The 26580-nt window shown below is 64.7% G+C and carries 22 protein-coding genes; 4 read left to right on the forward strand and 18 right to left on the reverse strand.

What is annotated here, in order from left to right:
- Positions 1-10 precede the first annotated feature (10 nt).
- Positions 11-2230, reverse strand: a complete 2220-nt coding sequence (locus FAZ98_RS25850) for a TonB-dependent receptor (RefSeq protein ID WP_158955388.1) — start codon at positions 2228-2230, stop codon at positions 11-13.
- 526 nt (positions 2231-2756) lie between these two features.
- Between FAZ98_RS25850 and zigA the strand changes: the two genes are divergently transcribed.
- A complete protein-coding gene (gene zigA, locus FAZ98_RS25855; RefSeq protein WP_158955390.1) occupies positions 2757-3968 on the forward strand; it encodes a zinc metallochaperone GTPase ZigA in 1212 nt (403 codons plus the stop codon).
- Between the two features lie 40 nt (positions 3969-4008).
- Here the strand turns inward: zigA and FAZ98_RS25860 are convergent, their stop codons facing one another.
- A complete protein-coding gene (locus FAZ98_RS25860) occupies positions 4009-4455 on the reverse strand; it encodes a hypothetical protein (RefSeq protein WP_158955392.1) in 447 nt (148 codons plus the stop codon).
- 72 nt (positions 4456-4527) lie between these two features.
- Complete coding sequence (locus FAZ98_RS25865; RefSeq protein WP_158955394.1) at positions 4528-5445, reverse strand: LysR family transcriptional regulator; 918 nt, start codon at positions 5443-5445, stop codon at positions 4528-4530.
- Between the two features lie 102 nt (positions 5446-5547).
- Between FAZ98_RS25865 and FAZ98_RS25870 the strand changes: the two genes are divergently transcribed.
- On the forward strand, positions 5548-6627 hold the full coding sequence (locus FAZ98_RS25870; protein ID WP_158955397.1) for an SDR family oxidoreductase: 1080 nt from the start codon (positions 5548-5550) through the stop codon (positions 6625-6627).
- Between the two features lie 113 nt (positions 6628-6740).
- On the opposite strand, the gene FAZ98_RS25875 is transcribed toward FAZ98_RS25870, so the two are convergent.
- Positions 6741-7040, reverse strand: a complete 300-nt coding sequence (locus FAZ98_RS25875; protein WP_158955399.1) for a hypothetical protein — start codon at positions 7038-7040, stop codon at positions 6741-6743.
- A gap of 297 nt (positions 7041-7337) precedes the next feature.
- On the opposite strand from FAZ98_RS25875, the gene FAZ98_RS25880 reads away from it, so the two are divergent.
- Together FAZ98_RS25880 and FAZ98_RS25885 are read left to right on the forward strand one after the other, a co-directional pair.
- Positions 7338-9005 (forward strand): thiamine pyrophosphate-binding protein, encoded by a 1668-nt coding sequence (locus FAZ98_RS25880; RefSeq protein WP_158955401.1) that lies wholly within the window; start codon positions 7338-7340, stop codon positions 9003-9005.
- 2 nt (positions 9006-9007) lie between these two features.
- Positions 9008-10594, forward strand: a complete 1587-nt coding sequence (locus tag FAZ98_RS25885) for an aldehyde dehydrogenase (NADP(+)) (protein ID WP_158955403.1) — start codon at positions 9008-9010, stop codon at positions 10592-10594.
- A 111-nt stretch (positions 10595-10705) separates the two neighbouring features.
- Here the strand turns inward: FAZ98_RS25885 and FAZ98_RS25890 are convergent, their stop codons facing one another.
- The 14 genes from FAZ98_RS25890 to adh form a co-directional block, all read right to left on the reverse strand.
- Positions 10706-11659, reverse strand: a complete 954-nt coding sequence (locus FAZ98_RS25890) for a LysR family transcriptional regulator (RefSeq protein ID WP_158955405.1) — start codon at positions 11657-11659, stop codon at positions 10706-10708.
- 122 nt (positions 11660-11781) lie between these two features.
- Positions 11782-12807, reverse strand: a complete 1026-nt coding sequence (locus FAZ98_RS25895; protein ID WP_158955407.1) for a porin — start codon at positions 12805-12807, stop codon at positions 11782-11784.
- Between the two features lie 240 nt (positions 12808-13047).
- A complete protein-coding gene (locus FAZ98_RS25900; RefSeq protein ID WP_233272844.1) occupies positions 13048-14160 on the reverse strand; it encodes a lactonase family protein in 1113 nt (370 codons plus the stop codon).
- A gap of 335 nt (positions 14161-14495) precedes the next feature.
- Positions 14496-15431: a helix-turn-helix domain-containing protein gene (locus FAZ98_RS25905; RefSeq protein WP_158955411.1), complete on the reverse strand. Its 936-nt coding sequence runs from the start codon at positions 15429-15431 to the stop codon at positions 14496-14498.
- A gap of 260 nt (positions 15432-15691) precedes the next feature.
- Positions 15692-16717, reverse strand: coding sequence for a porin (locus FAZ98_RS25910; RefSeq protein ID WP_158955413.1), 1026 nt, complete (start codon positions 16715-16717; stop codon positions 15692-15694).
- A gap of 143 nt (positions 16718-16860) precedes the next feature.
- Positions 16861-17754 carry a substrate-binding domain-containing protein gene (locus FAZ98_RS25915; RefSeq protein WP_158955415.1) on the reverse strand — a complete coding sequence of 298 codons (894 nt, stop codon included), beginning with the start codon at positions 17752-17754 and terminating at the stop codon, positions 16861-16863.
- A 54-nt stretch (positions 17755-17808) separates the two neighbouring features.
- Entirely contained in the window at positions 17809-18678 is an 870-nt protein-coding gene (locus FAZ98_RS25920; RefSeq protein WP_158955417.1) for an HpcH/HpaI aldolase family protein, read from the reverse strand.
- A gap of 44 nt (positions 18679-18722) precedes the next feature.
- Positions 18723-19709, reverse strand: coding sequence for a DODA-type extradiol aromatic ring-opening family dioxygenase (locus FAZ98_RS25925; protein ID WP_158955419.1), 987 nt, complete (start codon positions 19707-19709; stop codon positions 18723-18725).
- A 121-nt stretch (positions 19710-19830) separates the two neighbouring features.
- The gene (locus FAZ98_RS25930) at positions 19831-21111 is read right to left on the reverse strand and encodes an MFS transporter (protein WP_158955421.1); all 1281 of its coding nucleotides are present in this window, start codon (positions 21109-21111) and stop codon (positions 19831-19833) included.
- Between the two features lie 111 nt (positions 21112-21222).
- Complete coding sequence (locus tag FAZ98_RS25935; RefSeq protein ID WP_158955423.1) at positions 21223-22074, reverse strand: amidohydrolase family protein; 852 nt, start codon at positions 22072-22074, stop codon at positions 21223-21225.
- 52 nt (positions 22075-22126) lie between these two features.
- Complete coding sequence (locus FAZ98_RS25940; protein ID WP_158955425.1) at positions 22127-23152, reverse strand: amidohydrolase family protein; 1026 nt, start codon at positions 23150-23152, stop codon at positions 22127-22129.
- A 16-nt stretch (positions 23153-23168) separates the two neighbouring features.
- A complete protein-coding gene (locus FAZ98_RS25945; RefSeq protein WP_158955427.1) occupies positions 23169-24146 on the reverse strand; it encodes an ABC transporter substrate-binding protein in 978 nt (325 codons plus the stop codon).
- 300 nt (positions 24147-24446) lie between these two features.
- The gene (locus FAZ98_RS25950; protein WP_158955429.1) at positions 24447-24836 is read right to left on the reverse strand and encodes a DUF779 domain-containing protein; all 390 of its coding nucleotides are present in this window, start codon (positions 24834-24836) and stop codon (positions 24447-24449) included.
- A 69-nt stretch (positions 24837-24905) separates the two neighbouring features.
- Complete coding sequence (gene adh, locus FAZ98_RS25955) at positions 24906-26426, reverse strand: aldehyde dehydrogenase (RefSeq protein WP_158955431.1); 1521 nt, start codon at positions 26424-26426, stop codon at positions 24906-24908.
- Between the last annotated feature and the right edge of the window lie 154 nt (positions 26427-26580).

Below are 26580 nucleotides of genomic sequence, written 5' to 3' on the forward strand. Positions count from 1 at the left end.
GAACCGGCGGCTAGAACTTCATCGTTGCCGTGACCCAGCCCGAACGCGGCGCGCCCAGCAGCCATTCGCCGCCGTCGTTCTGCGTCGTCACGGCATAGACGCGGTTCGTGAGGTTACGCAGATACAGCGCGAGCGTGAGGTTGCGGGTGACGCGCCACGACGCCGAGGCGTCGATCAGCGTGTAGCTCGGAATGGCGACGGTGTTGGCGTTATCGCCGAAACGACGGCCCACGTAATGCACGCCCGCGCCCGCGCGCCAGCCCGGCGCGAAAGCCCAGTCGAGCCACACGTTCGCGGTCTGCTCGGGAATGTCGTACGGCACGTTGCCCGCGCGCGAGAAGCTCTGGCCGTTCTCGACCTCGTTGAAGTCGTCGTAACGCGCGCGCAGCAGCGAGGCGTTGGCGTCGATCGACCAGCCGCCGCCCAGTTGCACCGCGCCCGTCCACTCCACGCCGCGCGACGACTGCTTGCCCACTTGCTGCGTGACGTCGGGATTCGACGGGTCGACGCTCAGCAGATCGCGCTTGACGATCTGATAGAACGCGAGCGTCCACGAGGCGCGGCCGCCCCACAGTTGCTGCTTCACACCGGCTTCCCATTGCGTGCCGCTCGCGAGCGAGAACTGGCTGCTCGACTTCGAGAGCGTGACGAGCGAACCGACGCCGTCCGCGCCCGTGGTGTACTGCGCGTACACGGAGAAGTCGGGCGTGAGCGCGAACACGAGACCCGTGCGCCAGCCCGTGTGCGCGAAGGTGCGATCGAACGACGAAGCGGGACCGTTGACGGTCGCGAAGGTGTCGCGGTGATAGTCGAGATGGTCGTAGCGCAGGCCCGCGATCCACGCGAGGCGATCGGTCAGTTCGAGGCGGTTTTCCGCGTAGACCGACGCCTGATGCGTGGTGGTCTGGAACTGCGGCACGGTCGGATCGGGGCTCGCGAACACGCCCGGATCGAAGCCGAACTGCGGTACGACGGAGGAGCCGTCATAGGGCGAATTGCTCGTGTCGAGAAACGAGATCACGTTGAAGTCCGCGCCCACGACGAGGCGATCCTGGCGGCCGAGCAGATGGCCGTCGAAGGTCGCGTCGAGCGTATCGCCGGCCTGCTTTTCGTGATGCAGGATCTCGAGGTAGTCGCTGCGCAGCACGTTGCCGTCGCCGGTCAGCGAGTAACTTTCGCTGTCGTGCCAATGACGGTTGGTCAGCAGGTAATAGAGCTGATTGCGCAGTGTGATGCCGGGCGCGGCGTTCCACTTCGTATTGAGGCGCGTCCACTGGTCGTAATACGCGATCGACGCATTGCCGACGTTGTAGTTCTGGCGTTCGAGCGCGGGATCGAGTGCGCCGTTCGTCACGGGTACGCCGAAGTAGCGCGCCGGCAGCTGGCGGCCGTAGTCGTAATCGAGCGTGAACGAGAGACGCGGATTCACGTCGAGCTTGAGTGCGCCGCCGAGGGCCGTGCTGTGCGACTCGCCGCGCGGCACCCAGCCGTTGTTGCGGTCGTCGGCGAGATAGAAGCGGTACGAAAGCATCGGGCCGAGCGCGCCGGTGGTGTCGAGTGCCACGCGCTTTTCGCCGTAGGTGCCCGCGCCGAGCTGGATCGTGGTGGCGGCCTCGCGCTGCGGCGCCTTCGGCACGATGTTGACGACGCCGCCCATGCCGCCTTCGCCGTACAGCACGGAAGCCGGGCCGCGCAGCACTTCGATGCGTTCCGCCGACCATGTGTCGAACGGGAACGACACGGTGCCCGCGCCCGCGTACATGCGCAGGCCGTCGTAGAGCGTGGTGACCGACTCGGGGCCGCTGAAGCCGCGCACCGACACCGAGGTGCCGCCATTGCCCGGCGCGGCGTCGGTGGCGAAGCCGGCCGCGCGCGTGATGGCTTGCGTGACGTTGTTGTCGCCGCGTTCGGTGAGTTGCGTGCCGGTGATGGCTTCGACGCTCGCGGGCGTGTCGAGGCTCGATAGGCCCAGGCGGCTGCCGGTGGCGAGCGGCGCGGCGAGGTCGGGCGTGTCGGCGTCTTCGCGGCGCGCGGCGGTGCCCGTCACGTTGACGGCGGGTAGCGTCGGCGAGGTCGATGCCGATGTCGATGCCGATGTCGAGGTCGATGCGGCGGGCGCGGCGTTATCGGCATCGGCGAAAACCGGGGCCGCGTTGGCGAGGCAGGTGCAGGCGAAAGCGCTGTGCACGGCAAGGCGCCGCGCGCGGAAAAGCGGTGTGGATGCGTCCATGTTCGACGGTGCGTGGTGAGTCGTTGTTGTTATGGGCCGCGCGGGCGAGGCGCCGAGGCCAACGCGCGCGACAGCAACTCGCGCCGCGGCAAGCCGGCGCGAGCAATGACGGGAAAACGGTGAACGCCGGCGCTAGACGGAGTTGCGAACGGCGGGGGGCACCACGCAGAGGTCGGGCGGGACGAGGAACGGCGGGCGGCTGCGCGCCGCGCTGACCGGTGCAGTCATGCTGGGTTCTCCTGGGGTTTCGCGCCCCGAGTTGCGGTTGGAATGTGCCGATGCCCAGGTCTGACTTTCGGCTCGATACGCGATGGAGGCCGATTACAGTGGCGCGACCGCGCTGGATTTGCACCAGCTTCCGGACATGGCGAGGGGATTGTACAGGCACCGCACCGCCTCGATGACGCGGAAATTTGCCGCCGGATTTGTACCGCTTATAGGTAATGTTATAACATAACAAAAATGCGCGAAACGATGTCTTACCGATGCCGCGGCGCGCCGTTCCCCACATCGAAGGAGTCATTCCATGGATTCGCGACTGCCCGTGACGGTGCTGTCCGGCTTTCTGGGCGCGGGCAAGACCACGCTGCTCAACCACATCCTGAGCAACCGCGAAGGGCGGCGCGTGGCCGTCATCGTCAACGACATGAGCGAGGTGAACATCGACGCCGCGCTGGTGCGCAACGGCGGCGCGGAGCTGTCGCGCACCGACGAAAAGCTCGTGGAGATGAGCAACGGCTGCATCTGCTGCACGCTGCGCGAGGACTTGCTGGTGGAAGTGAGCCGGCTCGCGGAGGAAGGCCGCTTCGACCAGCTCGTGATCGAGTCGACGGGCATTTCGGAGCCTTTGCCGGTGGCGGAAACCTTCACGTTCGCCGACGAGGCGGGCAAGAGTCTCGCCGATGTCGCGCGCCTCGACACCATGGTGACCGTGGTGGACGCCCTCAACTTCCTGCGCGATTACGGTTCGCAGGACAGCCTGGAGGCGCGCGGCGAGTCGCTGGGCGAGGAGGACAATCGCACCGTGGTGGACTTGCTGATCGAGCAGATCGAGTTCTGCGACGTGATCGTCGTGAACAAGATCGATCTCGTGAGCGAGGCCGAGCGCGAACGGCTCATGGCGATCCTGCGCGGGCTCAATCCGCGTGCGCGCATCGAGATCAGCGAGTTCGGCCGCGTCGCGCTCGAGCGCGTGCTCGACACGAAGCTGTTCGATTTCGACGAAGCCGCCAAAGCGCCGGGCTGGCTCGCGGAACTACGCGGCGACCACAAGCCGGAAACCGAGGAATACGGCATCGGCAGCTTCGTATGGCGGGCGCGCCGGCCGCTGCATCCGCAGCGTTTCTGGGCGCTCGTCAACAGCGAATGGCCGGGCGTGGTGCGCTCGAAGGGCTTCTTCTGGCTCGCGAGCCGCCCGACGCACGCGGGGTCGTGGTCGCAGGCGGGCGCGGTCTGCCGTCACGGCCTGGCGGGGCTCTGGTGGGCGGCGGTGCCGAAGTCGCAATGGCCCAGCGACGACGAATCGCTCGCGTTCATCGAACAGAACTGGCATTCCGAGGTGGGCGACGCGCGCCAGGAACTCGTCTTGATCGGCATGGAGATGGACGAAGCCGCACTGCGCAAGCGGCTCGACGCGTGCCTGTTGAGCGACGCCGAGATGGCCGAGGGCCCCGCGAACTGGGTGCGTTACGCCGATCCGTTTCCCGCCTGGGGCGTGCGGGACGAGGAGCCCGCGTAAGCGCGGGACGCTACGAATCAGCACCTAGGGCGCCGCGCGTTCAATGATAAATCGTCATTGACGATTGCAGTTTCGTGAGCTTGCCGTTCATCAGCCGATACCAGCCCTGCGAGCCCTGCAGCACCACTTCGTCGCGCTGCCAGAACACGCGCCGGACCGTCATGCGCACGCCGGTGCGCTGCACCAGCGCGGGCCGGCGGCGCAGGTCGTAGAGCACGGGCCCGTTGTCGGTTTGCACGAGCAGGCGCGGCACCGTGTCGCCGTGCTCGCTCACATCGTCGAAATGCGTGAGCGACGCCGCGCCGAAGCGGTCGAGCTCGGCGTTGTCGAGCGTCGCCGCGAAGTCGCGGCCCGCGTGCGTGAATTGCAGCGTGCCCGCTGGCGTGGCGAGCGCGGGCTCGTGGCTTTGTGCGTGCGCGAGGGTGCTGAACGCCGTGCACGTGGCGAGCGTCGCGACGGTCGCGGCGGCGAGTAGCAGTCTTTTCATGAGTCGGTCCGGGTTCGGCGGCGCGCTGTGTTCAAGGCGCGCGCGATGAAGGCATTATCGACCACCTCGCGTTCAGCGAATCCGCAACTGGGCTTCGAGCATACGCGCGAGCACGCTGACCTTTGGCACGCGTTGGCGCGCCACGGGCCAGAGCACGCTGAGCGGCAGGCCGTCGGTGGCGGCGTCGGCGAGCACTTCGACAAGGCGTCCCGCCCGCAGGTCGTCGCGCACGAGCCAGGTCGCGAGTTGCGCGATGCCCAGTCCCGCGCGCACGAAGGCGAGTTGCGCTTCGGCGTCGCCGGCCACGACGTGCGGGCGCACCGCGCACTGGCCGACGCGGCCATCCGCCTGCGCATAGGTCCACGGCAATGGCGTGCCGTCGGGGCGGCCGTAGACGATGCAGTCGTGATCCTGCAGATCGTCGATGGCGCGCGGCGTGCCGCGCCGTTCGAGCCACGCGGGCGCGGCGCAGAAGATCAGCCGCTCGCGGCCCAGCACGCGCTGCGTTTGCGACGCCGGCAAGTCGCGCGGGCCGCCGATGCGCACGGCCAGATCGATGCCTTCCTCGGCGAGATCGACGAAGCGATCGGCGAACAGCAACTGCGGACGCACTTCCGGGTATTGCGCCGCGAACGCCAGCAGCACGGGCACGACACATAGCCGCCCGAACGACGCGGGCAAGGCGATGCGCACCGTGCCCACCGGCTCGCGCTGCTGCGCGGCGAGCGTCGCTTCGGCCTCGCTCAGGTCGGCGAGCATGCGGCTGCAGGTGTCGTAGAACGCGCGGCCCGCGTCGGTGAGCGCGAGGCTGCGCGTGGTGCGCTCGAACAGCTTCACGCCGAGCCGCTGTTCGAGCCGCCCGATGCTCTTGCTCACCGCCGAATTCGTGAGATTCAACTGCTCGGCGGCGGCCGTGAAACTGCCCGCATCGGCGGCCCAGACGAACGGGACGATGCCTTTCAGGCGCTCGGTGGCCGGCACGTTGGACATGATCGATTGATGACGTGAATTCGCTAAAGTGACGAAATTTTATCGGAGATAGGAATTTCAGTCCGAATTAACATCGTGACTTCGACGCACGGAGAGCGATGAATGAGCAAAGAAGCGGATAAACAGGCGCTGATCGTGGGCGCGAGCGGCATTGTCGGGCGCGCGCTGGCGCAGCGCCTGCTGGCGAGCGGCTGGCGCGTGCACGGGTTGTCGCGCGGACGCAATGCGGGCGTGACGGGCTGCACGCCGATCGTGGCCGATCTCACCGACGCCGCTTCGGTCGCGCATGCCACGGCGGATCTCGCGGCCACGCACGTGTTTTTCACCGCGTGGTCGCGCCGGGCGAACGAGCAGGACAACATTCGCGTGAACGGCGCGATGGTGCGCAACGTGCTCGACGCGCTCGGCCGCACGAAGACGTTGCAACACGCGGCGCTCGTGACCGGCCTCAAGCACTATCTCGGGCCGTTCGAAGCCTATGCGTCGGGCGCGGTGCCCGACACGCCGTTTCGCGAGGCGCAAGGGCGCCAGCCGGTCGAGAACTTCTACTACGAGCAGGAGGATCGCCTGTTCGAGGCGGCGGCCCGCGACGGCTTCACGTGGAGCGTGCATCGTCCGCATACGGTTATCGGGTTCGCGCCCGGCAACGCCATGAACATGGGGCAAACGCTCGCCGTCTACGCGACGCTCTGCAAGCAAAGCGGCCAGCCGTTCGTGTTTCCCGGCTCGGCCGCGCAATGGCACGGTCTCACGGACATGACCGATGCGCGCCTGCTCGCGCGGCATCTCGAATGGGCCTCGACGAACGCCGCGGGGCGCAACGAAGCCTTCAACGTGGCAAACGGCGACGTGTTCCGCTGGAAGACGCTGTGGACGTTGCTGGCGGACTATTTCGGCGTCGAGGCGGCGCCGTTCGACGGCACCGTGCGGCCGCTCGAAGGCCGCATGCAAAACGCCGCGCACGAATGGCGCGAGATCGCCGCAAAGCATGATCTGAAAGAACCGGAGATCGAGCGCCTCGCGTCGTGGTGGCACACCGACGCCGACCTCGGCCGCCCGATGGAAGTCGTCACCGACATGACCAAGAGCCGCAAGGCCGGTTTTCTCGACTATCAGAGCACGCCGGACGCGTTCTTCGATCTGTTCGAGGCATTGAAGGCGCAGCGGCTGATCCCGGCTTGATTCGCGCCTGAGCGGTTCAGTCAAACACGATAAAACGCACGCGGCGGCCATCGGCGAAAACAAGCGGAAAACGTTTGCCGATGGCCGCCGCGCGTCCTCACGCGAAAGCCGTATCAATAACCCCAGCGGCCTTGCTGGTAGCGCTCGCGTTCATGCCACTCGTGCTCGCGCCATTCGTGACGACGCCACTCGCGGCGACGCCATTCGTGTTCGCGCCAGCGGCGTTCGCGCCAGTCGTCGCGATAGCCGATCGCCACCGGCGCGGGCGCCGCGTAGACCGGTGCCGGCGCGTAGGCCGCGCCCGGCACGCCGATCCCCACGGCCACATCCACATGCGCGGACGCCGCCGCCGAGAAGGCCAGCGCCGCCGCGCCGATCGCCACACTAACCGCGCCAAGAATCGTTCGCTTCATGTCTGACTCCTTCGCACTCGCGTGCGTTGCTGATGAGCATGGATTCGAGTGTAAGAAGCGCGTAAAGACACAGGTGATACGACGCTGCTAGTTTGGTAACAGACCGTAAGCTTGCTTACGGTCGCCTTGATTACACTATCGGGGCGAGCGCATGCCGGCGGCGGAAGCCGGAAAGCGGCGCATAGCTGCTATGCGGTGCGCGCACGGCCGTTGCCGGGGACGCCGCGCATAATTTCAGGCATTCCAACGCGCATGCGGGCACCGCGCGCCGACCCCGATCCAAGGAGCCAGAAACTCATGTCCGAAACCGCACAGCCGCGCAACGGCGGCCGCATTCTCGTCGATGCGCTCGCGCGCAACGGCGTCGACACCGTCTACTGCGTGCCCGGCGAAAGCTATCTGCCGGTGCTCGACGCCTTGCACGACACGCATGGCGTGCGCACCATCACGACGCGCCACGAAGGCGCGGCGTCGAACATGGCCGACGCCTACGGCAAGCTCACGGGCCGCCCCGGCATCTGCTTCGTCACGCGCGGCCCCGGCGCCACGCACGCGAGCAACGGCGTGCACACGGCCAACGAAGACTCCACGCCGATGATTCTCTTCATCGGTCAGGTCGATCAAAGCATGATCGGGCGCGGCGCGTTCCAGGAAGTCGACTACCGCCAGATGTTCGGCGGCCTCGCCAAGTGGGTCACGCAGATCGAGAGCGTCGAGCGCATTCCCGAGATCGTGGCGAAGGCGTTCAGCATCGCGCAGTCGGGCCGTCCGGGTCCGGTCGTGATCGCACTGCCCGAAGACGTGCTGTTCGGCTCGGCCACGGTCGCCGACGCGCCGCCCGTGCGCATCGCCCACGCCGCGCCTGAAGCGGCCGCGCTCGAGGAAATGCGCACGCTGCTCGAAGCGGCCGAGCGTCCGCTCGTCGTGGTCGGCGGCACGGGCTGGAATGCCGAATCGCTCGCGGCGCTCAAGCGCTTCGTGCACGCGAACAATCTGCCCGTGGCGGCCTCGTTCCGCCGCCAGGACCTGTTCGACAATCGCGATCCGCATTACGTCGGCCAGCTCGGTCTGGGCATCTCGCCGAAGCTCTCGGAGCGCGCGGCCAACGCCGACCTCGTGCTCGTGATCGGCTCGCGTCTCGCGGAAACCACCTCGTCGGGCTACACGCTGTTCACGAGCCCGGTGACGAAGCAGCCGATGATCCACGTGCACCCCGACGCCGAAGAACTCGGCCGCGTGTATCAGGCGCGTCTGCCGATCCACGCCTCGCTGCGCGCCTTCGCGCTCGCGCTCGACGGCGTGGCGCCCGCGAGCACGGCCGCGCGCGAACGCTGGCACGGCTGGACCGAAGCGGCCCGCGCCGACTACCTCGCGCACTCGACGCCGCCCGCGAATCCGCAGATCCAGGGCGTCGATCTCGCGCAGGTCGTCGCGCATCTGAACGACGTGCTGCCCGAAGACGCCGTGATCTCGAACGGCGCAGGCAATTACACGGTCTGGGTGCACCGCTTCTATCGCTATCGCAGCCCCGGCACCGAACTCGCGCCCACCAACGGCGCGATGGGCTACGGCTTCCCGGCGGCGGTGGCCGCTTCGCTGGCCGACCCGAAGCGTTCGGTGGTCTGCTTCGCGGGCGACGGCTGCTTCATGATGTATCCGCAGGAACTGGCCACGGCCGTGCAGTTCAACGCGCCGCTCATCACGATCGTCGTGAACAACAACATGCTCGGCACGATCCGCATGCACCAGGAGCGCGAGTATCCGGGCCGCGTTTCGGCAACGCAGTTCGTCAACCCCGATTTCGTGGCGATGGCGCAGGCGTTCGGCGCGCACGCGGAACGCGTGGAGCGCACCGAAGACTTCGCGGCGGCGTTCGAACGCGCCCAGCAGGCGGGCAAGCCCGCTCTCATCGAACTGCGCACCGACCCGCTGCAGATCACTCCCGTTAGCCGTTTGAGCAAGTAATCATGACCAGCACCATTCAAGGCGAGATGTTTATCGGCGGCGCGGCCATCAAGGGCGCGGGCAACGCAACCTATGCCGTCGCGGCCGCCACGGGCGAAAAGCTCGAACCGGCGTTCGGCACGGCCACGAAGGACGATCTCGAACGCGCCTGCACGCTGGCGGGCGAGGCGTTCGACCCGTATCGCCAGTTGCCCGACGCGCAGCGCGCGGCGTTTCTCGAAGCGATCGCGCAGGCGATCGTCGATCTGGGCGCGGAGCTGATCGAGCGCGCGCATGCCGAAACGGCGCTGCCCATCGCGCGTCTCGAAGGCGAGCGCGGCCGCACCGTCGGCCAGTTGAAGCTGTTCGCCACGCTCGTGCGCGAAGGCCGCTGGCACGGCGCGATCGTCGATCCCGCCCAGCCGCAGCGCGCGCCGCTGCCGCGCGCCGACCTGCGTCTGCGCCGCATCGGCCTCGGCCCGGTGGCCGTGTTCGGCGCGAGCAACTTCCCGCTGGCGTTCTCGGTGGCGGGCGGCGACACGGCTTCGGCGCTGGCGGCCGGTTGCCCCGTGATCGTGAAGGCGCACCCGGCGCATCTGGGCACCTCGGAACTCGTCGGCCGCGCGATCCAGCGCGCCGCGCGCGAAACCGGCATGCCCGAAGGCGTGTTCTCGCTGCTGATCGGCGAAGGCATCTGGCTCGGCGAAGCGCTTGTCGCGCATCCCGAGATCCAGGCGGTGGGCTTCACGGGCTCGCGTCAGGGCGGGCTCGCGCTGCTACGTATCGCGCAGGCGCGCCCCGAGCCGATCCCCGTCTACGCGGAAATGAGCAGCATCAACCCGGTCGTGCTGTTGCCCGAGGCGCTGGCCGCGCGCGGCGAGCAGATCGCCCGTGATTTCGCCGATTCCGTGGCGCTCGGCGTGGGTCAGTTCTGCACGAATCCCGGCATCGTGCTCGCGCTCGAAGGCGCGGCGCTCGACGCATTCTGCGCAACGGCCGCGCAAGCCATCGCCGCGAAGCAGGCCGCGACCATGCTCACGCCCGGCATTCACGCCGCGTATTGCCGCGGCGTCTCGCACCTGAGCGCGCTCGAGGGCGTGAGCGAACTCGCGCACGGCGTGGCCACGAGCGGCGCGCACGACGCGGTGCCCACGCTCCTGCGCACCGAGGCGCGCGCGTTCCTCGCGCAAGCCGCCATGGAAGAAGAGATCTTCGGGCCAAGCTCGCTGATCGTGGCATGCCGCGATATCGGCGAACTGCGTGCGGTGCTGCGCCGTATGAGCGGCCAGTTGACGGCCACGGTGCAACTCGACGAGGGCGATTACGAACAGGCGCGCACGCTGCTGCCCACGCTCGAACGCAAGGCCGGCCGCGTGCTGTTCAACGGCTTTCCGACCGGCGTGGAAGTCTGCCACGCGATGGTGCACGGCGGCCCGTTCCCGGCAACCTCCGACACGCGTACGACTTCGGTGGGCGCGACCGCCATCGACCGTTTCCTGCGGCCGGTGTGCTATCAGTCGGTGCCCGACACGCTGCTGCCGGAAGCGCTCAAGCACGGCAATCCGCTCGCCATCTGGCGTCTTGTCGACGGTGAACTGACGCGCGATTGAGTTCGCTGCTGCGTTGCGGTTCGCGTTGCGCTTGTGTCTTGCGTCGGCCACGCGAGCCGTCACGTAAAAACGCCCGCATGGTCGTCATGCGGGCGTTTTTTTATGAGCCGATCACGTTTTCTCCGCCGCCGCGGGCAGCGACGTGCCCGGCCATTCGTCCGTTTTGACGAGATCGGCGGCGAGTTCGCGGATCATCTGCGTGACGCTCCACACGCCTTCGGGCATGGCGCGATTTTGCGGCCAGGCGATGGCGACGTCGCGCTTGACCACGGGATTGGCGAGCGGGATGCAGTTGAGGCGGCCTTCCGCGACTTCCTCGATCACCGAGGCGGCGGGCAGCACGGTGCAGCCGCAACTGGCCATGACGAGGCGCTTGGTGAGCGAGATCGAGCCGTCGCATTCGAGCGCGATGCGCGGCGTGAAACCATGGCGCCCGGCCAGCGATTCGACCAGCACGCGCAAGCCGTGATGCGTGCTCGGCAAAATGAGCGGCACTTCGCCGAGCAGACTCACGTTGGCGCTGCTCGCCGATTTGACGGGCAGCGTGAAGCGCGCGGGCGTGATGAGGCACACCTGCTCGGAGAGCAGCGTGTCGAACTGCATGGCGCCGCGATGCTCGGGCACGTACATGAGTGCGAGATCGATCTCGCCGTCGGTGAGGCGGCTCAGGATCTGGCTGCCCAGGCCTTCGACGAAACGAATGCGGGTGTTCGGATAGCGCGCGCGCAGCCGGTGCCCGAGACTGCCGAACATGATGCGCGCGATGGTGGGTTGCGCGGCGATGGCGAGGCGCGCGGGACCGTTCTCCACGCCGCTGCGCATGGCGCTACGCGCCTCGTCGAGCGTGCGCTCCAGGGTTTGCGCGTAATTGAGCAATTGCGCGCCGCGCTCGGTCAGCCCGACGCCGCGGCCGCTGCGGCGAAACAGGCGCACGGCCAGCTCGGCTTCGAGCACGGCAATGCGGCGGCTGATGGTCGACTGGTTCGCGCCCAGCTCCATGGCCGTGCGCGAGATGCTGCCCGTCTTCGCGACGTGCGCGAAGACGGCGAGGTCGTCTGAATTCATGAGCGATTCACGGCGAATTGGCGTGCGTTTTTCCGGCGATTCAACATCGTAATGCGGAGCGAGACTGGCGGTCGATTCGCCGTTATATCACGCGCAAAGCCTGAATTCAGCGCCTCGGGCGTTCAAAACTTGTGCGAGATGCCGACGATGATGCCGCGTGCATTCGAGCCCGGCAACACGGAAACGCCCGAATATTCCGTACCGTTGAGCGTATAGGCGGCTTGATGGCGATTCTGGATGAAGCTGCCCGCCGCATAGATCATCGAGCGCTTCGAGAGAAAATACTCGTACGCCAAACCCACTTGCTGCGCATTGTTGCCATTGCCGGTGCGATCGTGCAGATAGCCGTAGAACGCGGCGATTTCGTTGAACGGATTGAACAGGTAGGAGGCGGATGCCGAATACGTGGCCTCGTTCTCGCTGTGATCCGATTGCGTTTCCGTGTGATAGACGAGGTAGAAGCGCGCCGCGCCCACCTTGAGCGAGGAGGCGGCGGTGAAGACCTTCTGCACCGAAGTGCCCGCCGCGTTGTCCTGCTGCTCGTAACCGGCGGCCAGGTGCCACGGCCCATTGATGTACTTGAACGCGACGTTGTAGAACTGCAGCCCGTTGGACGGTTTGGTGGTGGAGTCGCGCATGGCCACCATCGTTTGTATCGTCAAGCCGTTCCACGTGGGCGTGAAATAGGCAATGGCATTGCTCGCGCGCACCGTGACCGAATCGAAATCGTTGAGCGAGGACGCGATGGATTTGGCGGCGGTGGGATCGAGTTCGCCGTCGAGAAAGAGGTACTGCGGCTTTTTCTGGCGCCCAAAGCGAAATTCGCCGAAGTGCCCCGACATGCCGACCCACGCGAGCCGGTTGAAGGCATCGGCCGCATTGGATGCGGCGCCCGTGAATGCGGAAAAGCCTTGCTCCAACTGAAAATTGACGCGCGTGCCGCCGCCAATCTCTTCGTGGCCGATCAGGCCGTAGACGGTGGCGAACATACCGCCCGACGAAGCGCGCACCACGCCGCCTTTACCGCCGTTTTGATATTCGATGCCGTTATCGACCACGCCATAAAGCGTGACCGACGATTGAGCTTGTGCGAGTTGCCACGTGCACGCGGATACGAGGGCTGAAGCAGCCAGAATTGCCTTTTTCATTTGCCTCCGGATATTGTTTATTTCGTTTTTACCGTATTCGATTTGCGTTATTGCATTCGAATAACGGAGCACGTTTTCAGTGCTCGGAGAATGGTAGGCAAGGAATTAGAGTGAGTCCCGGTATAAAACCTGGATTCACTGGCATTTTTTGAAGTGAGTTTTAAGCGGGAAAATCCAATCGGACCGGCGCGAGAAAGCCGGCGCTGAAATAGCCGCCGGCCCGGAAAACGTCAATGGAATTTACTGCACGAACGTGACGCTGCTTGCGTCTGGAACGGGCGCGGATCGACCGCTGTCCGTGAGTTCGCCCGTTTCGGTATTCACGGCGAATACGCTCACGTTGCCGCTGCGCTGATTCGCGACGAACAGCCACTTGCCCGAAGGATCGAGCGTGAAGCCCCACGGTTTGTCGCCGCCGGAGGCAATGCGCTGGACCAGCGCGAGTTCGCCGGTGGACGCATTCACGCGATACACGACGAGTGAGTTTTCCCCGCGATTCTCCACGTAGACGAACTTGCCGTCGCGGCTGAGCGCCATTTCCGCGCCGCTTTTCTGGCCGCTGAATCCCTCGCTGCTGACCGGCAGCGTTTGCACGGGCGTGAGCGTCGCCGTGGCCGCGTCCCAGCGCAGCACGGTGACTTGCGCGCTGAGTTCGGTGAGCACGTACGCATAGTCGCCCGTTGCCCCAAACGCGATGCGGCGGGGACCGCTCCCCGGCGGCAAGGCGAATGCGCGCGGCGCGGCGCCCGCGAGTTGCGCGAGCGCGTGCGTCGCGCGGTCGAACCGGTAGATGAAGATGCGGTCGGCGCCGAAGTCGGGCACGAGCGCGTACTGGCCAGTGGGGTCGATCGTCACCCCGTGCGCGTGCGCGCTGGCCTGCCGCGGGTTGGGTCCCGAGCCGGTTTCTTCGAGCGTGGACGCAAGCGCGCCTACGCTGCCGTCCGGGTTCACGGCCACGCTCGAAACGGAGCCGCTGTTGTAGTTGGCGCTGAGCAGCGTGGACGAGGGCGTGTCGAAGCGCAGGAACGTGGTGCCGCGGCCGCCCGTGAGCACGTCGTCCATCTTCGTGAGCGCGCCGCTCGACCGATTCACGGCGTAGGCGGTAATGCTGCCGTCTTTCGCGCGGTCGTCGTTCACGGCGTAGAGCACGGGCAGCGAGGGATGCGCTTCGACCCACGTCGCGCGCAGTCCTTCGGCAACGGTGCCGAGCGGCGTCAGCGCGCCGGTGGCAGTGTCGAAGCGCAAGGCATGGATCTGCGGTTGCAGGCTGCCGATATAGACGAATTCGGTAGGCGGCGCGTCCGCCGCGAAGGCCGGCGCGGCGGAAGCGAATGCGACCAGCGCCGCAATCATGAGGCGGTGTCGCGAGTTTCTTCTATCTGGGTATTGCGCCATATTCGAATTGAGTGGAAAAGGCGGAAAGAAAGAATGCGATTGAGGGGTGTGATCGGAAAAAGGATAGGCCTCGTGACATCGCCGGTCCCGGTACTAAATCCGGTTTCGCTGGCACTTTCCGCACGAACCAGGGATAGTCCCGGTGCGGTATGGGCGTATCGATAGCGCGGCGAGCCTGAGGGAAGCGAGCGTGGAGCGTCGTTCGAACCACGCGGCGCAAGGCGTGGTTCGAACGAGTGGAAAGTATCAATGCGTGGTCAATGACTGCTCAATGCGCCGCGAAATGCGCGGTGCTATTTGCGCGCTTCCATGCGGAACTGGCTGGGTGCCTGGCCCACTTCGCGGCGGAAAAAGCGCGTGAAATACGCGGCGTCGGCAAAGCCGAGCCAGAAGGCGATCTGTTCCACCGACATGTCGCCGAAAATAAGTTCGCGCTTGGCCTCGGTAATGATGCGCGCGTGGATCATCTTGGTCGGACTCTTCTCCGCCGCCGAGGCGCATGCGGCGCGCAGTTGCACGAGCGAGACTGCGAGCATCGACGCGTAATCCTGCAACGGCAGATTGCTGCGGTAATGTTCGTCAATGAGCTTGCGAAACCGTTCCACGAGACGCACGTCGTTGCGCGGCGTGCCGTCGTTGACCGTCTGTTCGAGATGCGCTTCACGGGCGAGCGACAGCAGCATCATGGTCAGCAAGGCTTCGGTGCCAGCCACCTGACCCACGGCGTCCGACTCCACTTCCTGTTTCAGCCGCTGAATGAGGGTATAGAACTCGTTGGACTTGCCCGCATCGGCGAGCGAAATCATGCGCGGCGCCGACCACAGCGCGATGAACTCGTGAAGTTTCGCGTTGACCTGCGTGAGATACGACACTTCGATCGTAACGACCCAGCGATCCACGTCGATTTCGTAATCGAGACCGTGAATGCATTCGGTGGGCAGCAGCAGCGCGCAGGGCGCTTCGAACGGCACGCTGCGGCCTTCCAGATTCATCACGCCGCGCCCGTTGCGTACGAAGATCAACTGGCCATAGGCGGGATGCGCATGCGGTTCGGTGCGCCACCGGCCACGTTCCGTGACGTGGCCGACATGGACGAACCAGTTTTCTTCTTCGGGACGCTCGACGTAGAGGCGAACCTTCGGCACGGCGGTGAGTCGCGTTTCACCGGCGAGCTTGCGTGGGGGTTTGATGACCGATGCGCTGTGCGCACCGTGAGCACCCTGGGCCATGACGTCTCCTTGGCGGCCGGACTTGCGCGCCGCCATTGCGATTGAATTTGTGCCGGAACGCTGCGGCTGAAAGCCGTGCCTCCGTGCGACATGCTCGCGAGACCCGCAAGAAAAACGGCGGGCGTGAAGCTCGTCATATTTTTCCATATCCCGTTGTGCAGTGCGACTTGCGATTTACCCCAACGCGAGGTCGTAATAACCGGTAAGAAAATGCAAAAAACCCCGGTAAAAACGGCCTCGTTCGTCACGCGGTCAAGGCATCAGAACGTGTGGACGATGCCGAGAATCACACCGCGCGTGTTGGAGCCGGGCGCGACGGTCACGCCTGCATAGGCAGTGCCATTGAGCGTGAATTTGGCCTGATTGCGGTTCTGCAAGAATGCCGCCGACGCGTACAGCGTCGTACGCTTGGAAAGATAATGCTCATAGGTCATGCCGATCTGCTGCGCGTTGTTGCCCTGGCCCGTTTTATCATGCTCGTAGCCGTACATGACCGCGAGCATGTCGGCGGGCGAGATCGTCCACGAACCGGAGCCTTCGAACACGTCGCGCTTAACGCTGTCGTCGGTCTGGCGTTCCGTGTGATACGCGAGAAAGAAGCGCGTGGGGCCGATTCCCACCGAAGCCCCCGCGTTGAACAGGCGCAGCGCCGAAGTGCCGGTGGCGCTGTCGGCCTGTTCGTAACCGGCGGCCACGCGGAACGGGCCGTTTTCATAGCGCACGGCCGCGTTGTAGAACTGCAGGCCGTTACTCGGTTTCGTGGTGCTGTCGCGCATGGCCACCATGAACTGCGCGGTCACGCCGTACATCGTGGGCGTGAAGTACGAAATCGCGTTGTTCACGCGGATCGTCAGCGAATTGAAGTTGAGCATCGGCGAACCCATGCTCATGACGGCAACGGGGTCGAGTTCGCGATTGATGAAGATGTACTGCGGCGTATTTTGCAGGCCGAAACGCACTTCGCCGAAGTCACCCGACAAGCCCACCCACGCCTGGCGATTGAACGCTTCGGCCGAGTTCGCGGCGGCGCCGGTCATGGCCGAGAAGCCTTGTTCGAGCTGGAAGTTGACCTTCAGGCCGCCGCCGATGTCCTCGCTGCCCTTGAAGCCGTAGCGGCTCGCATACAGGCCGCCCGAGGTGGCGCGCACGACCTTGCCGGCACCGCCGTTCTGAAATTCCATCGCGTTGTCGATGACGCCGTACAGCGTGACCGACGATTGCGCGTAGGCCGTGTTGAACAGGCACGCCGACGCTACGCCGGTAGCCATTACGAGCAGCTTCTTCATGTGTGTCTCCATGATATTTCTAGTTATCGAGCGGATTCGCCTTGTTTTTCCGGCGATTTATCTTGTTCTTCTATCGTTCGTTATCCGAACGAAATGCCGTCGCGTCGGGTTGTCTTGGGAGCGCGACGGCGGGGTACGGCGAATTAATCGAGCGCGCCGGTCACGTCGTCGAACAGTTCGTCCACGCCCAGTCGATGCGGAATGATCTTCTGGTCGAGCGCCCAGTCGATGGCGAGCTGTATGCCCTTGCGGTTCGCCTCGAGCCCGAGCGGCGGAAACACCGCCGGCACGCCTTCGGCCTGCTCGCGGCTTTCGCGGATCATGCGGTAGATCTCGCGCACCGCCTCCGGGTGCTGCTTCGACACGTTCTCGTGCACCACGAACATGTGATTGATCGGCACCACGTTCTCGCGCGCGAACCAGTCTTTCGCGGCGTTCTGCGCGTCCGGCACGAGCGTGCGCACGCGCGGGTCCTTCGGCATGTCTTCGCCCAGCAGCGCGGCGGCGAGTTCGCCGTCGAGCATCATCTGCGGAATCGACGAACCCTTCGGCAGACGCTGGCAGTTCGCGGGGTCGGTGAACTCGGCGAGATGGCCGTCGCCGAGCGTCATCCACGTGACCTTGTCGAGATCCACGCCGTATTCGTGGCGCAGGATGCCGCGAATCCACAGCGCCGTGGTCTGCGTGTAGGTGCGCACGCCCACCTGTTGGCCTTCGATATCCTTCGGATCGAGATGACCGAAGTCGAGGTTGTAGCCCGCGCAATGATGCTGGAAACGGCCCGAAATGGGCGCGGGCAGCAGCACGTAGGGCTTGCCGTACGCCCTGGCCTGCAGGAACGTGACGATGGCGAGTTCGCCCGCGTCGAACTGGTTCTCGCGCACCATCGCCTTGAAGCCGTTGTGCGCGGGCGTGGGGCCGCAGTAGTCGAGCGTGACGCGGTCGGACGTGACACGCCCGTCCTTCATCGCCTTCGTCACGGCGTAGTCGGCGAGGTTGGTGCGCAGCGTGGGCGCTGCGCCGGCCGTCGTGGACATGTTGGGATTCCTTACTATGGGTAATTGGCTGTCGATGTCGTGACGTCAGGTGCCTCAGTAACCGGCCATTTCGCGCGCCATGCCGACCACGCCGTAGCTGCGCATTGGCGCGGACATCAGGAAGCGGTAGCCTTCCTCGATCAGCCGCTTGTGATTCTTCGCCGTCACGTGCGGGTTGCCGACCACGACGTTGTGCTTGTGGCAGGTTTCCACGATCTGGCGCATCGCATCGACCACCTCGGGGTGCTCGTACTGGCGCGGGAAACCGAGCTCCTGCGAGAGATCGCCTTCGCCAATGAGAATGAAGCCGATGCCGGGCACGTTCGAGAGAATGTCGTCGAGGTTCTGGATCGCCTGGGTGCTTTCGCACATCAGGCCGACGAGAATTTCGCCCTCGGGTGCGAGCGGCCAGACGTCGGCCTTCCGGTAGTAGTCGGCCATGCTGAGGCCCCAGTAGCGCGCGGCGGTGGCGGGACCGTCGCCGCGCACGCCCTTCGGCTCGTAGAGCGGGGCGCTTTTGGGGCGCGCGTAGCGGCACGAGGCCACGGCGTTATAGGCCTGCTCGACGGTGGCCACGTGGGGCCACACCACGCCGTACGCGCCGCGGTCGAGCACCTGCTTGGCGAAGGCCTGGTTCATTTCCACGCCATTGGCGGGAATGCGGGCGATGGGCGTGACGCGCGGCGAGACCGAGCCGGATTCCGCGATCTCCTTGCGGTTGAGCATGTACTGCATGGCGTCGCCGAGGGCGGCCACGTCGTAGGGGTTGTGCTCCATCTCGAACACGATGCCGTCGTAGGGGGCATCGCTCATTTCGATGGCGGTCTGCTTGTCGAGTTTCGAGAACGCGGCGAACGCGGGCTTGCCCGATTCGAACGCGCGAATGATGCTGTTGAGGCGTTGCGGATTCGTAGTAGTGCTCATGATGTATGTCTCTTCAATCGGTCAAATAAGGGAATGCAGCGCGTTTATTCCGCGGCTTTCCAGTACATGAAGCCCATGCCTTCGCCAGTTCCGGCGGGCGTGCGCCAGCAGGGCACGTAATCCACGAGCGTCATTTCGGCGCCGGTTGCCTGCAAGGCCTTCATCACGCTCACGTAGAGCTTGATCTCCGAGGTGCCCGACTGATACGAGCGATCGTCGACCGCCGCGAGTGCGTCGTAGTCGTAAGTCCCGAGCATTTTCATGATCTGGTGATCGAACTCCTCGTCGTTGACGAAGTGCGAAAGGCCGCCCGACGCGAAAATGCCCACGCGCACGTCTTCGGGCCACGCGGTGATCGCGTCGCGCAACACGCGGCCGAACTCGATGCAGCGCGCCATGGAAGGCTGCGTGGGCGGATAGAAGCAGTTCATGATGACCGGCACGTTGGGCGGCGGGTTGTCGCTCATGATCTGGTGATACACGAAGCTGTACGCATGCGGCACCACGGGATACTCGGGCAACGGCTTCATCCACACGTTGTCGGGCCACGCGAACAGATCGGTGAGATCGAAGTTCTCGTTCTGGAAGTACTTGATGAGGTACGTGGCCAGTTCCGGATGGCACGCGTGCGTGACGTGATGATCGGGCGCGTAGACCGAGCGTTGCGGCGGCCCGTTGTGCACTTCCGCGCCGCTATAAATGGCGATGGAAGGCGAAAAGTCGGTGAAGATTTCCTTCTGGTCCTTGCCGAGAATGATCGCCACGTCGATCTTCGCCTCGCGATACGCTTCGGCCATTTTGTCGAGCGCCACGCGGCAGCGCGCGGCGCGTGCGGTGCGCTCTTCGAGCGTGAGGAAGGGCGCAAACGCGGCTTCACGGTGCGCTTCCAGTTCGGGGTAGGTCCACGTGCGATTGCGGAACCACAGTTCCGGATTGTTGCGGTCGCGCTCGCCGTTCTTGAGCCAGTCTTCCGGCGCTTGCCCGAGCATGCCGCTGTGCGGCACCGCCATCCCGAATACGATCTTCGCCATATATGTTGTTTCCAGTTTTTCAGTCGGTTACCACGGGCAAGCCGTTGGCTTGAATCAAGGTCGCGCGCGAGCGTGCCGATCGCGGCGCGGTCGAATCGTCAGGAGTACGTTGAATGGAGCTTCAGGCTTCGCGCAGTTCGCAATGCGGCTCGCTCACCTTCGGCGCCCATTCGCGTCGATACAGAATGGCCGTGGCCGTTGCGCCCACGAGCAGGAATACGAGGATCACGAGCATCGGCAGGTCGTAGCTCTTGCTGATATGCAGCAGCCAGCCCGAGAGACTGGCCGCCACGCCGCCCGACAGACTCGTGGCCACCTGCTGCACGCCGGTCACGAGCCCGATAGTGGGCTTCGGGATCAGCGTGAGGCGCGACAGCACGAGGTTGTTCGCCGTGGTCATGCCGAGTAGCGAGAGCGAGAGCACGTTCCAGAACAGCGCCACTTCGAGCGAGTGGGCATATGCACCGAGCAGCACCGTGCAGCCGCCCACGAAGCCCGCGATGGTGAACGCCTTGCGCACGAAGATCGCGTCGGCGCCGCGCGCGATGATGCGGTCCGCGGCCCAGCCGGCAACGGCCGCGACGATCGCGATGCCCGCGAAACTGAAGAACGTGAAGATGCCGGATTGCCCGATCGAGAGGCCGCGCTGCTCCACGAGATACGCGGGCATCCACGTCATGCAGAAGAACGTGAAGTAGCCGTAGCAGAAGTTCGTGATCATGCCGCCCCACACCACGGGGCTCGTGAGAATGCTCGCAAACGAAACCGAGCGCGCGCTGCGGTCGGCGCGCTTGAGTTGTTCGCGCGAGGGCAGGTCGTTGCGCACCGCGAGCAGCCAGGGCACGAGCCAGAGCAGGCCGACGAGACCCGTGGCCACGAACATGGCCTTCCACGAATAGTTGACGATGAACCAGGCGCCCACCGGCGCGCCAATGGCGGGGCCGAACTTGTTGCCCATGGCGAGAATGCCGACGGCGAGGCCGTTCTGGCTTTCGTCGAAGTTGTTGCGAATCCAGCGGTAGCTGGCCGGAATCACGATCGCCTCGGCAATACCGATGATCAGGCGCATGACCACGAGGCCCGTGAGCGTGGTGACCGTGCCCATCAGTGCGGTGGCGAGGCACCAGAGTGCGAAGCACACGGCATACGGCCACTTCACGCCATAACGGTCGGCGACCCAGCCCATCGGCACCTGAAAGAGACCGTACGACCAGAAGAACGCGGAATTGATCCAGCCGCGATCGACGTTGGTCAACGCGAAATGCCGGATGAAGTGGACGTCGGCCAGAACGCTCGAGATGCTGGTTCGGTCGATAAAGGACGTCAGGACGCCAATCGCGAGCAGGGCGAGTATGCCCCAGTGATACGCGAAATTCGTCCGTACTGTTTTGCTCGTCTCCATCTGCTTTTTCTTCGTGACCTGAAACTATTGCTGTTGCGCGGCTGGCCGTGGGCCGTGTGGCGTGGCGTACGGCCAGCCGCTCCGATGCAGCGTCAATCTAACTCAATGCGCTCAGCCCAGCGCGGGGTAAAGCTGTTGCGCGGTCTTGCCGAAAATCCATGCGCGGTCGGCGGCATTCAGGCACGCGAGTCCCGCCTGCGCGGTGCCGAGAATCTCTTCTAGCGCGCCCGGCGAGGTGGGATAGTTCGAACCCCACGCCATGCGCTTCGCACCGAACGCTTCCACCACGCGCGGGAAGAACGTTTCCGCGCTGGCCTTCTCTTTCTTCACGTCGCCGAAAATGCGCGGCGTGAGTTTGAGGAAAATGTTTTCATACGGCGCGAGATCGAACAGACTTTGCGCGTTCGCGTAAGGCGCGCCGTCGAGCACGTCGGGGCGGCCCAGGTGATCGAGCACGATCGGCACCGCGGGAAAGCGCTTCGCGAGGGCCGTCACCTGCGGCAGGCCCACCGGCCCGGTCTGGATGCACATCGGCAGGCCGAGTTCGGCGCACAACTCCCACGCCGGGAACGAACGCGGGTCGTCGAGTTCGCTCGGATCGAACTCCTTCGTGCTGCCGCCCGTGAACAGACGCAGGCCCGCGAGACCGCGCCCGACCCACTCGCGAATGCGCTGCGGCGCGTCTTCCTGCATCACGTCGACGGAACCCACGGCCACGAGACGGTCCGCGTAACGCGCGCAGCTGTCCACCACGTAACTGTTGTCGAAACCGTAGGTCGTGGACGAATGCACCACGGCCGCCTTGCCGACGCCCGCCGCGTCCATCGACGCGATCAGCGTTTCGACCGTGGTCGGACGTTCCTTCGACCAGTCCGAGCGCTTGCCGAACAGCGGCGCGGGCGGGTAGCGCGTTTCGTCGTCGGAGATGATGTGCGGGTGAATATCAACGATGGGTGAAGCCATTGTCTGCCTCTGTCCTTTTGTGATCCTGTGTGATGCCGGGGACTTTAAAAACTCACTTGCCCTGCGCTTTCAGCCGTGCGTCGAGTCGCGGATACACGCGGCGCGCATTGCCCTCGAAAATCTTGTAGCGGTCTTCGTCGCTCAGTGCGGAGCACGCGTCGATATAGCGCTTCGTATCGTCGAAATACTCGCCGGTATTCGGATCGCGACCGCGCACCGCACCGATCATCTCCGAACCGAACAGCACGTTGTCGGCCGGAATCACCTTGGTGAGCAGTTCCACGCCCGGCTTGTGATACACGCACGAGTCGAAGAAGATGTTGTCGAGCAGGCCCTCGAGCGGACGGTCGCGCATCTCCAGCGACATGCCGCGATAGCGGCCCCAGTGATACGGCACCGCGCCGCCGCCATGCGGAATCACGAGGCGCAGCTTCGGGAAATCCTTGAACAGGTCGGATTGCAGGATCTGCATGAACACGGAGGTATCCGCGTTCAGGTAATGCGCGCCCGTGCCGTGGAAACACGGGTTGCACGAGGCGGCCACGTGAATCATGGCCGGCACGTCGAGATCGACGAGCGCCTCGTAGAGCGGATACCACTCGCGGTCCGTCATCGGCTTGCCGGTCCAGTAGCCGCCGGTCGGGTCCGGGTTCAGGTTGCAGCCCACGAAGCCCATCTGCTCCACGCAGCGGCGCAGTTCGGCAATGCTGTTGGCGGGGTTCACGCCCGGCGACTGCGGCAGCTGGCACACGGGCGCGAAATTCTCGGGGAACATCTCGGTCACGCGATAGACGAGATCGTTCGAGATCTCGGCCCATTCGAGGCTCGTGCGCTCGTTGCCGAGGTGATGGCTCATGAGGCCCGCGATGGGCGAGAACAGCGTGAGGTCGCTGCCGCGCTCGCGTTGCAGCTTGAGCTGGCCGTTGCCGATGGCTTCGCGGATCTCGTCGTCGCTCACGAAGGCGCCGTTGCGCGAGGGCGCGTTAGCCGGATCGTTGGCGAATTCGACCTGTTTGGCGCGCCAGTTGCGGAACGAGGCGGGAACGGTCGTGAAGTGACCGTGGCAATCGATGATCATGGTGTCTCCGTGCGGGTCACTGCGCGAGCGGATCGACGAACAGCTCGTCCATCGACATGCGGCGCGGCGTGAGGCCCTGTTTGAATGCGGTGGCTTCGAGCGCCTCGATCGTCTTGCGGTTCTCCTCGATGCCGTAGGGCAGCGGGTCGTTGCCGACGATCTTTCGCAATGCCTGGTATTTCTTGTCGCCGGCGGTGTTCGCCTCACCGGCATCGAGGCGGGCGAGCCATTCCTTCTTCGCCTGGTCGAACGCGTCGTAGAGCGATTTGGCGACCCACGGATGCTCGGCGAGTACGGAATCCTTCACGACGATGGTGCCGTGCATCGGGTAGATGCCGGTGCGTGCGTAGTAACCGGTTTCGAGTTCGGTGGCGTTGGGCAGCAGGTCGGGGTAGTCGGCTTCCACTTCCTTCCAGCCGCCGGTGGGCGCGCCGGTGCGGCCGATGCCAGCGGCGGCCGCGAAGCCCGCGGCGAGTTCGCCGCTGGCCATCATGTCGGCGAGCGAGGTGCCGGCGGGCGCGTGAATCACGTTGGGCGGCAGCTTGAGCTGCGTGACGTGTTCTTCGTCGTCCACGACCCAGGTGACCTTCGAGGAATCGAGACCGAATTCGTCGATGAGCACCTGGCGCGTCCACACGCCGGTGGTGACGGAGTAGGCGCGCACGCCCACTTTCTTGCCTTCGAGGTCTTTGGGCGTCTTGATGCCGGCGTCGGGGCGCACGAGCAGGCCGCCGTGGTGGAAGCGGCGCACGACGAAGATCGGCAAGCCGACGAACGGTGCGCCATAGGCGCGGGCGATGATATAGGTGGTCGGCGCGAGTTCGCAGACATCGAATTCGACGTCGCGCACCATGCGGCGGAACGCGCCGATCTGCGGCTGAACCGTGACGAACTCGGCGTCCACGCCCTCGATGGGAATGGAGCCGTTGCGGATCGCGGACGTATGCGGGTGTTCGGCGATCGCGAGTTTGAGCCGCACTTTCTGAGTCAACATCCTCTCCTTTCAGTGAACGTCGGGCGGCGCGGTAAGGGCCATGGCCGGACGTTGCGTTTCAATGGGAGAGAGAATATTTGACCGGGGCGTTAACGTCCCTACACAAAAGGAAGAATCGATGGCACTTTTTTCTCAACGCGGCCTGCGGCTGGCGTTGCGGCCGCAAACGGCGCGCACACAGGCGCTTTGTCGTGCCGAATCGCGTGATGTGAGCAAGCGGCAAAAGGGCGGCAGCGCGCCCTTGCGCAAGAGATCGAATGGCGTTTACCCGAATTGCGCTTTGAGAAAGCGCTGCTGCTCTCAGCTTTCCGCGCGCTCTACCGGATGCGCGTCGAGCCACGCGTTTTCGTCGTCGTCGTAGAGGCGCGAGCGCGTGAGAAAGCGCAGGCCCGTGGGCCGTTCGAGCGAAAACATGCCGCCGTTGCCGGGCACGCAGTCGATGATGAGTTGCGTGTGCTGCCAGTACTCGAATTGCGATTCGCTCATGTAGAACGGCACGCCCGCGATGTTGCCGAGTTTGACGTCCGAGCCGCCCACCATGAATTCGCTCACGGGGAAGCACATGGGCGCGCTGCCGTCGCAGCAGCCGCCCGATTGATGGAACAGCACGTTGCCGTGTTCCTTTACGAGTTTTTCGATCAAGTCGATGGCGGCGGGCGTGGCGATCACGCGAGCAACGGCGTCGGCCATGTACGGTCTCCCTGAGCAAAAGTGGGCGTCTCGCGTGCCGCGAGGCGCCCGTCGCGTCACGATGCGCCGTTAGAAGAAACCGAGCGGCTTGTCGCTATAGCTCACCAGCAGGTTTTTCGTCTGCTGATAGTGGTCGAGCATCATCTTGTGCGTCTCACGCCCGATGCCCGACTGCTTGTAACCGCCGAACGCCGCGTGCGCGGGGTACGCGTGATAGCAGTTGGTCCACACGCGGCCCGCCTGGATCGCGCGGCCGAAGCGGTACGCGCGCGTGCCGTCGCGCGTCCAGATCCCGGCGCCCAGGCCATAGAGCGTGTCGTTGGCGATCTGCAGCGCTTCTTCCTCGGTCTTGAACGTGGTGACGGACACCACCGGCCCGAAGATCTCTTCCTGGAAGATGCGCATCTTGTTGTTGCCCTTGAACACGGTCGGCTTGATGTAATAGCCGTTCTTGAGTTCGCCCTGCAACGCGTTGCGCTCGCCGCCCGTGAGGCATTGCGCGCCTTCCTGTTTGCCCAGATCGAGGTACGAGAGAATTTTCTCGAGTTGTTCCTGCGAAGCCTGCGCACCGATCATCGTTTTCGGATCGAGCGGATGGCCTTGCACGATCGCACCCACACGCTGGATCGCGCGTTCGATGAAGCGGTCGTAGATTTTCTCGTCGACGATCGCGCGTGACGGGCAGGTGCACACTTCGCCCTGATTGAGCGCGAACATCGTGAAGCCTTCGAGCGCCTTGTCGAGGAAACTGTCGTCGTGATCCATCACGTCGGCGAAAAAGATATTCGGGCTCTTGCCGCCCAGTTCGAGCGTCACCGGAATGAGATTCTGGCTCGCGTACTGCATGATGAGGCGGCCCGTGGTGGTCTCGCCCGTGAACGCCACTTTCGAAACGCGCTTGTTCGAGGCGAGCGGTTTGCCCGCTTCCAGACCGAAGCCGTTCACCACGTTCACCACCCCCGCGGGCAGGATGTCCTGAATCAATTCCATCAGCACGAGGATCGAGGCGGGCGTCTGCTCGGCCGGTTTCAGCACGACGCAATTGCCGGCCGCGAGCGCGGGCGCGAGCTTCCACGTCGCCATCAGAATGGGGAAATTCCACGGAATGATCTGGCCGACCACGCCGAGCGGTTCGTGAAAGTGATACGCCACGGTGTCGTTGTCGATTTGCGAAATCGCGCCTTCCTGCGCGCGGATCGCGCTCGCGAAATAGCGGAAGTGATCGACGGCGAGCGGTATGTCGGCGGCCATGCTTTCGCGTAGCGGCTTGCCGTTGTCGATGGTTTCGGCCACCGCGAGACGCGTGAGATTCGCTTCGATGCGGTCGGCGATCTTGCTCAGCAGATTCGCGCGGTCGGTGGGCGAGGTTTTGCCCCACGCGTCTTTTGCCTTTTGCGCCGCGTCGAGCGCGAGTTCGACATCGGCTTCGCGCGAACGCGGGATCGAGGTGAACGGTTCGCCGGTGATCGGCGAAATATTGTCGAAGTACTCGCCGCCGGTTGGCTTGACCCACTGTCCACCGATGAAATTCTCATACTGCTTGCGGAACGGATATTCCGTGCTCAGGTACTGAAGTTCTGCGTGGTTCATGGGACGCGCTCCTCGCATGCGACAACAGGTTGACAGAGAGACTGCTCCGTTGTATCGCAAGGAATATTACGCGTCTCGGCGAGCGACGTCCGAAGTTTTGATTTTGCGCCGCACAAGGTTTGGCCCTGTTTTACAGGGCCCATATTTGAAAACG

The sequence above is a fragment of the Paraburkholderia acidisoli genome, from assembly GCF_009789675.1.
Lineage (GTDB): Bacteria > Pseudomonadota > Gammaproteobacteria > Burkholderiales > Burkholderiaceae > Paraburkholderia > Paraburkholderia acidisoli.

Excerpts from the sequence above, each read along its gene's own strand:
- FAZ98_RS25850 (WP_158955388.1), bottom strand. The coding sequence starts at position 2,230 with ATGGACGCATCCACACCGCTTTTCCGCGCGCGGCGCCTTGCCGTGCAC.
- zigA (WP_158955390.1), top strand. The coding sequence starts at position 2,757 with ATGGATTCGCGACTGCCCGTGACGGTGCTGTCCGGCTTTCTGGGCGCG.
- FAZ98_RS25860 (WP_158955392.1), bottom strand. The coding sequence starts at position 4,455 with ATGAAAAGACTGCTACTCGCCGCCGCGACCGTCGCGACGCTCGCCACG.
- FAZ98_RS25865 (WP_158955394.1), bottom strand. The coding sequence starts at position 5,445 with ATGTCCAACGTGCCGGCCACCGAGCGCCTGAAAGGCATCGTCCCGTTC.
- FAZ98_RS25870 (WP_158955397.1), top strand. The coding sequence starts at position 5,548 with ATGAGCAAAGAAGCGGATAAACAGGCGCTGATCGTGGGCGCGAGCGGC.
- FAZ98_RS25875 (WP_158955399.1), bottom strand. The coding sequence starts at position 7,040 with ATGAAGCGAACGATTCTTGGCGCGGTTAGTGTGGCGATCGGCGCGGCG.
- FAZ98_RS25880 (WP_158955401.1), top strand. The coding sequence starts at position 7,338 with ATGTCCGAAACCGCACAGCCGCGCAACGGCGGCCGCATTCTCGTCGAT.
- FAZ98_RS25885 (WP_158955403.1), top strand. The coding sequence starts at position 9,008 with ATGACCAGCACCATTCAAGGCGAGATGTTTATCGGCGGCGCGGCCATC.
- FAZ98_RS25890 (WP_158955405.1), bottom strand. The coding sequence starts at position 11,659 with ATGAATTCAGACGACCTCGCCGTCTTCGCGCACGTCGCGAAGACGGGC.
- FAZ98_RS25895 (WP_158955407.1), bottom strand. The coding sequence starts at position 12,807 with ATGAAAAAGGCAATTCTGGCTGCTTCAGCCCTCGTATCCGCGTGCACG.
- FAZ98_RS25900 (WP_233272844.1), bottom strand. The coding sequence starts at position 14,160 with ATGATTGCGGCGCTGGTCGCATTCGCTTCCGCCGCGCCGGCCTTCGCG.
- FAZ98_RS25905 (WP_158955411.1), bottom strand. The coding sequence starts at position 15,431 with ATGGCCCAGGGTGCTCACGGTGCGCACAGCGCATCGGTCATCAAACCC.
- FAZ98_RS25910 (WP_158955413.1), bottom strand. The coding sequence starts at position 16,717 with ATGAAGAAGCTGCTCGTAATGGCTACCGGCGTAGCGTCGGCGTGCCTG.
- FAZ98_RS25915 (WP_158955415.1), bottom strand. The coding sequence starts at position 17,754 with ATGTCCACGACGGCCGGCGCAGCGCCCACGCTGCGCACCAACCTCGCC.
- FAZ98_RS25920 (WP_158955417.1), bottom strand. The coding sequence starts at position 18,678 with ATGAGCACTACTACGAATCCGCAACGCCTCAACAGCATCATTCGCGCG.
- FAZ98_RS25925 (WP_158955419.1), bottom strand. The coding sequence starts at position 19,709 with ATGGCGAAGATCGTATTCGGGATGGCGGTGCCGCACAGCGGCATGCTC.
- FAZ98_RS25930 (WP_158955421.1), bottom strand. The coding sequence starts at position 21,111 with ATGGAGACGAGCAAAACAGTACGGACGAATTTCGCGTATCACTGGGGC.
- FAZ98_RS25935 (WP_158955423.1), bottom strand. The coding sequence starts at position 22,074 with ATGGCTTCACCCATCGTTGATATTCACCCGCACATCATCTCCGACGAC.
- FAZ98_RS25940 (WP_158955425.1), bottom strand. The coding sequence starts at position 23,152 with ATGATCATCGATTGCCACGGTCACTTCACGACCGTTCCCGCCTCGTTC.
- FAZ98_RS25945 (WP_158955427.1), bottom strand. The coding sequence starts at position 24,146 with ATGTTGACTCAGAAAGTGCGGCTCAAACTCGCGATCGCCGAACACCCG.
- FAZ98_RS25950 (WP_158955429.1), bottom strand. The coding sequence starts at position 24,836 with ATGGCCGACGCCGTTGCTCGCGTGATCGCCACGCCCGCCGCCATCGAC.
- adh (WP_158955431.1), bottom strand. The coding sequence starts at position 26,426 with ATGAACCACGCAGAACTTCAGTACCTGAGCACGGAATATCCGTTCCGC.